This window comes from Hyphomonas sp. UBA3601, assembly GCF_002375605.1.
Taxonomy (GTDB): domain Bacteria; phylum Pseudomonadota; class Alphaproteobacteria; order Caulobacterales; family Hyphomonadaceae; genus Hyphomonas.
In genome coordinates this window covers 46,351-54,958 of the sequence record NZ_DFME01000107.1, presented here as the reverse complement: position 1 = coordinate 54,958, position 8,608 = coordinate 46,351, and the positions used below count along the sequence as shown (strand labels likewise).

General features: G+C 57.3%; 8 protein-coding genes and 1 pseudogene. 4 read left to right on the top strand and 5 right to left on the bottom strand.

Features of this window, described 5'->3' with window-relative positions; translation table 11 throughout:
* The first annotated feature begins 116 nt into the window (after window positions 1-116).
* Entirely contained in the window at window positions 117-494 is a 378-nt protein-coding gene (locus B4F73_RS10855) for a DUF4345 domain-containing protein (protein ID WP_206991165.1), read from the top strand.
* Here B4F73_RS10855 and B4F73_RS10850 read toward each other — a convergent pair.
* Window positions 491-1,435, bottom strand: coding sequence for a glycerophosphodiester phosphodiesterase family protein (locus B4F73_RS10850; protein WP_290483249.1), 945 nt, complete (start codon window positions 1,433-1,435; stop codon window positions 491-493). The two genes, B4F73_RS10855 and B4F73_RS10850, sit on opposite strands and share 4 nt — an antisense overlap.
* Window positions 1,436-1,534: 99 nt before the next feature.
* On the opposite strand from B4F73_RS10850, the gene B4F73_RS10845 reads away from it, so the two are divergent.
* Entirely contained in the window at window positions 1,535-3,154 is a 1,620-nt protein-coding gene (locus tag B4F73_RS10845) for a long-chain-fatty-acid--CoA ligase (RefSeq protein ID WP_290483248.1), read from the top strand.
* A gap of 182 nt (window positions 3,155-3,336) precedes the next feature.
* A pseudogene (locus tag B4F73_RS10840) lies at window positions 3,337-3,894 on the top strand (AMP-binding enzyme); the annotation flags it as partial.
* Here B4F73_RS10840 and B4F73_RS10835 read toward each other — a convergent pair.
* Window positions 3,891-4,409: a DUF305 domain-containing protein gene (locus B4F73_RS10835; RefSeq protein ID WP_206991163.1), complete on the bottom strand. Its 519-nt coding sequence runs from the start codon at window positions 4,407-4,409 to the stop codon at window positions 3,891-3,893. The pseudogene B4F73_RS10840 and the gene B4F73_RS10835 sit on opposite strands and share 4 nt — an antisense overlap.
* 153 nt (window positions 4,410-4,562) lie before the next feature.
* Between B4F73_RS10835 and B4F73_RS10830 the strand changes: the two genes are divergently transcribed.
* Entirely contained in the window at window positions 4,563-5,435 is an 873-nt protein-coding gene (locus B4F73_RS10830; RefSeq protein ID WP_290483246.1) for a DUF1499 domain-containing protein, read from the top strand.
* Here the strand turns inward: B4F73_RS10830 and B4F73_RS10825 are convergent.
* From B4F73_RS10825 to B4F73_RS10815, 3 genes are all read right to left on the bottom strand, one after another.
* Entirely contained in the window at window positions 5,432-6,643 is a 1,212-nt protein-coding gene (locus B4F73_RS10825; protein ID WP_290479826.1) for a potassium/proton antiporter, read from the bottom strand. The two genes, B4F73_RS10830 and B4F73_RS10825, sit on opposite strands and share 4 nt — an antisense overlap.
* A gap of 108 nt (window positions 6,644-6,751) precedes the next feature.
* Complete coding sequence (locus tag B4F73_RS10820; protein WP_290483245.1) at window positions 6,752-8,191, bottom strand: mannose-1-phosphate guanylyltransferase/mannose-6-phosphate isomerase; 1,440 nt, start codon at window positions 8,189-8,191, stop codon at window positions 6,752-6,754.
* A gap of 129 nt (window positions 8,192-8,320) precedes the next feature.
* Window positions 8,321-8,608: ABC transporter permease subunit (locus tag B4F73_RS10815; protein WP_290483244.1), on the bottom strand; the 288-nt coding region annotated here is incomplete at its 5' end.

Below are 8,608 nucleotides of genomic sequence, written 5' to 3'. Positions count from 1 at the left end.
GCGCCTCATACGTCTGGGAAGACGTTGCGTCAATCATTGTCACCAGACATTTGCCGTGAGTAAGTGACGGCAGGGCGTACGGAAACGATGCGCCGTTAGGGGAGGTACACCACATAATGAAACGCGGACTTCAGATTGCCCTTGGCATTTTCTCACTCATTCCCGCTATTTTTGCCCTGATGGGCTTTCTGCACGGGGCGGAACGATTGTCCCCGGCAGGCGTCACGACAGAACTGGACAATCAGTATCGGTACTTCTCCGGTATGTATCTTGTGGTGAGCTTCCTGATCTGGTCGATCATTCCATCCATCGAAAAACAAGGGCGGCTTCTTCTGGTGGTTAGCGCAGCCATCTTTATCGGAGGGCTCGGTCGTCTTGTCTCAGTGATGACCGTCGGTCAGCCCGCGCAGGACCAGATGGTCGCGCTGGGTATCGAGCTGGTTGTGCCTGTGATCTTTGTGCTCTGGCAACGGATGGTTTCTGCCCGAGCCTAGCCACCACACGCGGCGATGGCGGTGTCATCTGCGGTCATTGCCGCGGCCGCTTCGAGCGGCCGGTCAGTGGCCAGCATGACGAGGCCGTCATCGGCAAGATCCTGAAACTCCGATCCGTTGCCGTCGGCCAGATAGATATCGTCCAATCGCTCGCCGGAACGACCCAGCGTGCCGAAAGCGGATTCGACATCATTGCGGGCATTGCGATCCCAGGCTGCGGCATCGGGGCGGCCAGTGCCGGTCCAGGCGATCAGTCGACGGGAGTCCACACCGCGTGCCTCAAGTGCCGCAATGTCACGGCCGCCGCGTGCCGAGGCGGTCATCATGAAATGGGGGTCGATGGCTGCGATTTCGGCGGCTTCGTCATCATTGTAGGAAATCATGATGATGTTCTCTTCCGCGCCCGCCGCATAAACGGTCTTGGCCATATTGGCGAAGCTTGTAGTCTTCTTGCGGTCGAGTTCCAGAATGGCGCCGCTGTTTCGGGCCCAGATCAGGGCGTCGGTCAGCTTGGGCGGGCTAAAGCGCGTGTGACGATCATCATTGTCGACCAGGGTCAGGCCCGACAGTTCTTCCCAGCTGATATCGGAGACATAGCCCCGGCCGGTCGTCGTTCGGTTCAGCCGGTCATCATGCATCAGGGTCAACACGCCGTCTCGGGTTTCGGCGACATCAATCTCGAAGATCCGGACCCCGTTGTCGAAATTGAACTGCATCGTCTCAATGGCATTCTCAGGATAGCCCGGCGCAGGGCCCCCGCGATGCGCAGCGATCACCACGCCTCCGTTTTCACGCAGGCAGTCGAAATAGTCGGGCAGGGGCATGCGCGCAGAAGCTTCGGTGATTGCGGGCTCCACGGCCCCTGACTGTGGGGTATCGCTTGACGGGCCGCAGCCAGACAGCAGGATGAGAGCGATAACAAGCAGTGCGGAGTGGTTCATTCGGGTGGTCCTCTTCTTGCGCTGCAGCAATCGCACGCATAAACCGGTTCTAAATCAGGCAATTATTGCCGAAGACAAAACATTACAGGGAGACTTACCATGCTGGGTATCATGCAGGACTGGCCGCTGACGGTTAACAAAATCCTCGAACACGCCAAGCGCATCAATCCTACACGAGAAATCATCACTCGGCGCGTGGAAGGCCATATTGTCCGCACGACCTATGCCAATCTCTTTGACCAGTCCAAGCAGGTCTCGAATGCGCTTATCGATAGCGGCATTCAGTTGGGCGACCGCGTGGCGACGCTGGGCTGGAACTCTGAACGGCATATGGCCTCCTGGTATGGCGCCATGGGCATTGGCGCGGTGCTCCACACGATCAATCCACGCCTGCACCCTGAACAGGTCGCCTGGATCGCAAATCACGCCGAAGACAAGGTGCTCATCTTCGACAAGACCTTCCTGCCTATTGTGGAGGCCATCAAGGACCATCTGCAGACGGTGAAGACTTTCGTCATATACGCTGATGCTGACACGATGCCGGAAAACTCTCTCGGTGCAATCCCGTTTGATATCTGGATTGATGGTCGCTCGACCGAGGTCCGCTGGGGCGACTTCCCGGAAGATACCGCATGTGGCCTTTGTTATACGTCGGGCACTACAGGCGATCCGAAAGGAGTTCTCTACTCCCACCGCTCGAACGTGTTGCACACGCTGATCACGATGGGCAAGGATGTGATGGGCATGGGCGCTGACGATGTGGTGCTGCCGGTCGTGCCGATGTTCCACGCCAATGCGTGGGGCCTTGCACTGTCCTGTCCTGCTGTCGGCTCGAACATGGTAATGCCGGGGGCACAGATGGATGGCGCATCCATCTATGAATTGCTGGATACGGAAAAGGTGACGATCACCGCCGCGGTTCCAACCGTCTGGCTGATGCTGCTGACACATTTGCAGGAAAACAATCTCAAGCTGCCGCACTTGAAGAAGGTTCTGATCGGGGGCTCAGCCATTCCGGAGAAGATTCTTCGTGCCTTCGAGCAGGATTATGAAGTGGATGTTGTCCACGCCTGGGGCATGACCGAAACCTCGCCTCTCGGGACCGCGAATGCCTTGCTGGAACGCCATGCAGGCATGACCGAGGAAGAGCAGGCGAAAGTGCGAGAAAGCCAGGGCCGCCCGCCCTATGGCGTGGAACTCAAGATCGTTGACGATGAAGGCAGCACACTTCCCGAGGATGGGGCGGCGCAAGGCAATCTTCGCATTCGCGGCCATTGGGTCGTAGACAGCTACTTTTGTGCGGAGCCGGGCACGACTTTGGCATCCGATGGATGGTTTGAAACCGGCGATGTGGCCTCGATTGATGCCGATGGGTTCATGACGATCCGGGATCGCTCCAAGGACATCATAAAATCTGGCGGCGAATGGATTTCCACCGTCGAACTTGAGGGCATCGCGGTCGGTCATCCCGGTATCGTGGATGCCGCCGCAATCGCGGCAAAACATGAAAAATGGGACGAACGGCCGGTCCTTGTCGCGGTCAAGGCACCAGGAGCAAAAGTGTCAGAGAAGGATTTGATTGCCTTCTTTTCTGACAAAGTCGCCAAATGGCAGATCCCGGATACGGTCGTTTTTGTGGATGAGCTTCCACGAAACGCAACCGGTAAGGTGCTGAAGAACAAGCTGCGGGAAGCCTATGGGGACGTGCTTCTGGCGTAGCCTGAAATCAGGCAAGCGGGTTTGCGGATCGCATGTTCCGCCTGTTTGCGACCGCGCATAGGGCGCGAAAAAACGACCAAAAGGGAGGAATAAATGAAACAATCTAATGTAAAATCCAAGGGGCCTTTTGCCTCGAAGTTTGTGTTAATCACGATGATCGGTGGCTTTTCGTCGTTCAGCGTCGCANNGGGCGCCCGCCATTCGGCGTGGAGCTCAAGATCGTCGATGACGAAGGCAAGGTGCTGCCGAATGATGGCGAGACGTCTGGCCGGTTGATGGTGAGCGGCGCTGCGATTGCAGCTGGATACTTCAAGGGCGTCGGCGGCGACGTGCTGGACGAGGACGGCTATTTTGATACGGGCGATGTCGCCAATATCGACGAGTATGGCACGATGACCATCACCGACCGCGCGAAGGATGTGATCAAATCAGGCGGCGAGTGGATTTCCTCCATCGACATCGAGAACATCGCGGTCGGCCACCCGAAAGTGGCCAATGCGGCGGCTATCGGCATCTATCACCCGAAATGGGATGAGCGCCCACTCCTGGTGGTTCAAGCCGCGCCGGGGGAAACGCCGAGCAAGGAAGACGTGCTGGCCCAACTGGAAGGCAAGATTGCCAAATGGTGGACACCGGACGATGTCGTCTTTGTCGATGAAATTCCGCTTGGCGCCACGGGCAAGATCAACAAGCTGGCCCTGCGCAACCAGTTCAAGGACTACAAGCTGCCGACGGCCTAGTTCGGGCTGAACTCGGGAACTGGACGGGCGGCCGCTTCTTCGGGAGTGGCCGCTTTTCCATTTTTGGAGATGTCATCGATCAGCCATTCCATTTCAGCTATTTCCACCTTCTGAGCTTTGATGATTTCATCGGCTAATTGCTGAACGCGTACGTCTTCTATGCCCGCCCTTTCGCTGGTCATGATGGCGATGGAATGATGCGGGATCATGGCGCGCATATATGATTGGTCGCTTACCGTTGCTTGCGAGCGCACCAGAAGCAGGGCGGTAACAAAGAGCAGGCCACTGCCGACGAATATTGCGAGGTTCTTGCGGCTATCCTGGTACATGTTGAGCATGAAGGCCAACATCACGATCGCCATCGACGCGGCCATGATGAGGGTCATGTAGAAGCGGGTTTCACTCCAATGCACATGGGGCAGGGCATAGGTGTTTAGATACATAAGTCCGAACATGACGATGGCGGAGGTCGTGATCATTAGGCCGAAGCGGAGATAGCTGCCGGAATGGTCCATGGTCTTTCCTTTCGAATTGACGTTGAAGAGGTTCAGTTTGAACGTGCAGGAGCGGACGCTGTTCCGCACGAATCTGTTCCACGAGACTGGTTGAGAGGGGCAGTGTGATCTATGTCAGGTGACAGGGTTCATCCGGAGAGGGCTGGAAACACAATGGATACGACAGAACAGACACAGGATGCCGGATGGCGCGGCACGGTTGCCAAGGCGTCGCTTGCCTTGTCGATCTTTACGGTCTTCTGGTTCATCATCGCAGCGCTTGGCACCAAGCTGGGCCTGTGGAACTGGCAGGTCGGGCTTGGTCTGATGACGATCAATTGGGGACTCAAGCTGATCTTCGTGGCGCTCGGTGTCTCAGTGATCGCGGTGATCCTCTCATTGATCAAAGCACCCCGGAAACGCGCTTTCATTCTGGCGTTTGCCTCGCTCTTGATTGCCGGGCTCAGCTTTGGGCGCGTCGCGGCGTTTGGCGGGGAAGCGTCCCGCTTGCCGCCGATCCACGACGTTCAGACCGACTGGTCCAACCCGATCATGCCGAGCGATGCCCTGCTCGCCGTCCGGGCCGAGACCGAGGCCATGAACCCGGTCGAAGCTGCACCAATCGTTCCGGAATATGCCGAAGACCGTTGGCCGGGCACTCCGGGGCGCCTCGTGTCCGAATTGCAGGAAGAGGCCGAATTCGATCCGACCCAACAGGATGACCGTGCGGACGCTCCTTATCCGAAACTTGATTCCTATATCACTCAAGCTCCGTCGGAAGCGGCATTCGAGGCCATCCTCACGCTTGTGAAGGAGCGCGGTTGGGTGATCGTTGCCAGTGACGAGACGGCCGGTCGCATCGAGGCAACCGAAACGAGCTTCTGGTTTGATTTCAAGGATGACATCATGATCCGTATCCAGCCGACAGAAGAGGGCGGGTCCCGCATTGATGTGCGCTCAACCAGTCGGGTCGGCCTGTCTGATCTTGGTGCGAATGCCAAACGGGTCCGCAATCTGCTCGATGATATCGAGATCGCGCTGCGCTAGGTATCAGTTATTTCCTTTGTCTGGGCTTCCGGGCCCAGACGAAGGAGCCGTGCTGTCGGCGCAATCGTCCAGCCCTGAATGGTCAGCGAGATTGTCACGATCACGAACACGACATTGAAGAAGCCAACTGAAATCGGTCCTGGTGCGATGACAGGATAGATCGCGAGAAGGATCGGTACCGCGCCGCGCAGGCCCACCCAGCTCAGGAAGACATTCTCACGGAAGGAAAAGCCCATCCATCCCACGCTGGCAAATACGGCGAGCGGTCGAGCGATCAGCATCAATACTGCGGCGCATCCGATGGCAGGCCAGATGTCGTTTAACAGCGCACTCGGCGTAACGAGCAGACCGAGGGTCAGGAATAACACCATCTGGCAGAGCCACTGGAAGGCTTCATTGAAGTCGACAATGCGATCGATTGGTCGCTTCAGTTTGGCCTTGAAACTGACGCCGGCAAGATATGCCGCGAGGAAGCCGCTGCCTCCAACCAGCGACACGCCGGTAAAGATGACGAGGGCGCCTGCAAGGGTCATGATGGGATACGTGCCCATTGGCAGGAAAAGGCGATCAAGAATGCGGGCCAGAAGCCTGCCGCCAAGGACGCCGCCCAAAATGCCGATACCGGCTTGCATGAGCAGAAACAGAGCCATGCCGGGGAGGTCCGCCGGCGCATTGGTCTGTATGGAGGCGACCAGCGTGGTAAGCGACACTGTCAGGAAAATGGCCATCGGGTCGTTCAGGCCGGATTCCAACAGCAGCGTATCCTTCAGGCGTTGTCTCAGGGCTATGCCGCTTTGCTGAACGAGAAGGAAGGTCGCGGCCGCGTCGGTAGAGGCGACCGCTGCGCCAAGCAATAGACCAACTTGCCAGGGCAGTCCCATGAATAGACAGGCCGCAACACCCGTGATGCCTGCTGTAATCAGCACACCGATGGTTGCGAGTAGGGATGCCGGCGCACCAGCGGAACGGAAGACGCTGCGTCCAGTTTCCAATCCGCCGGCAAACAGGATGACGGCCAGGGCCACGCTGCCAAGGTCGAACGCAAAGTTGAAATTACTGAATTGAATACGGCCTGGACCATCTTCTCCCAGCAGCATGCCGATGAGAAGTGCGATCAAGAGAAATGGAGCTCCTGCTCGCCTTGCCAGCGGCATCAGCGCAAAACTGACAAATATGATGAGGCTGCAAAGGAAGACAAAGAGTTCCAACGGGCATCCTCGGGTCTGAAATGGGGGAACTCTTTAGATAAGAGTGCCGCACCTCGTGCCGCAAGGTGCAGATTCATTCGAATTCAAATAAGTTCGACTCCGCAGACTCTAATCGCGCGCGTATTTATCTTCGTATCGTATGATGTCATCCTCACCGAGATAGCTGCCAGTTTGAACTTCGATTAGGACGACGGGCAGTTTCCCCGGATTTTCCAGCCGGTGAACGGATCCTACAGGGATGTATACGGACTGGTTCTCGGTGACGAGCTTGACGTCCTCATTGATCGTGACCTTGGCTGTTCCGGATACGACAATCCAGTGCTCGGCGCGATGATGGTGCGATTGAAGGGACAGCGACTGGCCCGGCTTTACCTGGATGCGCTTGACCTGAAAACGTTCGCCCATCGCAATGGACTCAAACCAGCCCCAGGGGCGATAGTCCCGCGGAAATTGCTCGGCCTGGCGTGCCTGTTTGGCCTTGAGCTCGGTAACGGCCAGTTTCACGTCCTGTGCGCGGGACGCATCCGCGATCAGCACCGCATCCGGCATGGCAACGGCTATGATGTTCTTCAGGCCGATACCGACGACTTCCAGTCCATTATCTTCGGACCTGATCAGGGAGTCTTGGCAATCCATGACCGTGACATGTCCGCTGGTCGAAACCCCATGCTTGTCCGGCCCGGTTTCGCGCAATACGGCGTCCCAGCCGCCAAGGTCTGACCATCCGCCCGAAAATGGCACGACGCTAAGATTTTCGGTGCGTTCCATGACTGCATAGTCGATCGAGATCGACTGGGCCCGGTTCCAGCTCTCCGGATCGAGCCTCATAAAGCCGAGATCCATCTGCAGGTCATCGACAGACTTGCTCACGCATTCAACCATGCCCGGTTCATGTTTCTGGAAAGCTTCGACAATGCTTTTGACGCTGAACAGGAAGATCCCTGCGTTCCAGAGGTAGTCACCACTATTCACCATTTTAAGGGCATTGGTCGCAGAGGGCTTCTCCACGAAACGCTTCAACTTGATGGGGGACAGACTGTAGTCTTCCACCGGCTTGCTGAGCTCCAGATATCCGTATCCGGTTTCGGGATGTGTGGGCTGGATTCCGAACGTGACGAGCTGGCCTTTTTGGGCCGCATCGACGGCCGCATTGATTGACTCCAGAAATGCATCACTGTCCGGGATGACATGGTCGGATGGTGCGATCAGCATCAGGGCATCTGGTTGGGTCTTTTGCAGATGCAGTGCTGCCGCCAGGATTGCCGGGGCCGTGTTGCGCGCGTCTGGCTCGATCATGATGGAAGCGTCATCGATTTCGATGTCGGTGAGCTGTTCTTGCACGATGAACCGGAAATCCGCATTGGTGAGGACAAGCGGCGGCGTGAAGGCGCCTCCGGTCAATCTCAGCGCGGATGCCTGGAACAGGGATGTATCGCCGATCAGGGGAACAAATTGCTTGGGATAGCTCTTTCGCGACAGCGGCCAGAGCCGCGTGCCTGCTCCACCGCACATCAGTACCGGAACGATGCTGGTCATCGATTTTGCCATCGTTTGCTCTTTCAAATTACCCGCGAATCTCTTGCCTCAGCGCACCAGCAAAGGCCACCCTGAACACCAAGATTTTCCCTGTGTGGCGGGCATTTGGTCCAGTCTGTCCAGGTGCCAGGTGAAAACTGTCTAGCGGTCTTTCGGATCCAGCGCATCGCGCAGGCCGTCACCGATAAAGTTGAGGCACAACAAGGTGACTGCCATCGTGACGGCGGGTGCCAGCAGCATCCAGGGCTTTTCTTCCATCCGGTGTGCGCCATCCGAAATCAGCACGCCAAGTGAGGTAAGGGGCTCGTTCACACCGAGGCCGAGGAAGGACAGGAAGCTTTCGGCGAGGATCACCACCGGGATGGTCAGCGTGACATAGACGGCGACCGGGCCGATCACGTTCGGCAGGATGTGGCGCACAATGATGTC